The organism is Neobacillus drentensis NBRC 102427 (assembly GCF_001591445.1).
Classification (GTDB): domain Bacteria; phylum Bacillota; class Bacilli; order Bacillales; family Cytobacillaceae; genus Neobacillus; species Neobacillus drentensis.
In genome coordinates this window covers 1-669 of the sequence record NZ_BCUX01000148.1, presented here as the reverse complement: position 1 = coordinate 669, position 669 = coordinate 1, and the positions used below count along the sequence as shown (strand labels likewise).

Sequence of the window (669 nt, the reverse complement as noted above, 5' to 3'; positions counted from 1 at the left end):
GCAGGTTAGTTTAATAAATAATGATAAAATAAAGGAACAAGGAGGATACTGAAATGGTTATACTAGGGAAAATGTCGCCAAAAGCAATTGTTGAAGTTTGGGAAGTTACGGAAGATATTTTTAACAAACACAATATTCTACTTACAAGACAGACTTTAGAATCATTGGTAGATGAGGAACAGCTTAATTTGCTTCTTCAAGAATTGAATGCTGCTGTTGGAAGTTCAACTACGACTTGTATAGAAGGTGGCTGACAAATGCCGAAAAAGGAGTAGGTTACCCCTTTTATTGTGTTGGTTAAGTTATTTAGGAGTGTGTCTGGATGATAAAGGCAATCGTATTATTTATATTGGCGGGACTAGCAGAGATTGGTGGGGGTTATCTTATATGGCTATGGTTAAGAGAAGGTAAACCACTTTATTGGGGTATTTTCGGAGGAATTACTCTGGCTTTATATGGTGTTATTGCTACATTTCAATCTTTCCCATCATTCGGTAGAGTATATGCTGCCTATGGAGGAGTATTTATCGTTCTTTCTATTTTATGGGGATGGGGTATTGATAAAAAAACGCCAGATTTATATGACTGGTTAGGTGCTGGTATATGTTTAATTGGTGCTTCAGTGATACTGTTTGCACCTCGGCAATAAAAAATTCTTATTCAAGTAAC

2 protein-coding genes are annotated in these 669 nt (G+C 36.2%); both read left to right on the top strand.

What is annotated here, in order from left to right; translation table 11 throughout:
• Positions 1–53: 53 nt before the first annotated feature.
• The gene (locus BDR01S_RS24615; protein WP_066254001.1) at positions 54–254 is read left to right on the top strand and encodes a hypothetical protein; all 201 of its coding nucleotides are present in this window, start codon (positions 54–56) and stop codon (positions 252–254) included.
• A gap of 68 nt (positions 255–322) precedes the next feature.
• Positions 323–649 (top strand): YnfA family protein, encoded by a 327-nt coding sequence (locus tag BDR01S_RS24610; RefSeq protein WP_066254111.1) that lies wholly within the window; start codon positions 323–325, stop codon positions 647–649.
• The last annotated feature ends 20 nt before the right edge of the window (positions 650–669 follow it).

What these genes read in the sequence shown, in the direction of transcription:
- BDR01S_RS24615 (WP_066254001.1), top strand. Translation starts at nt 54, where the DNA reads ATGGTTATACTAGGGAAAATGTCGCCAAAAGCAATTGTTGAAGTTTGG.
- BDR01S_RS24610 (WP_066254111.1), top strand. Translation starts at nt 323, where the DNA reads ATGATAAAGGCAATCGTATTATTTATATTGGCGGGACTAGCAGAGATT.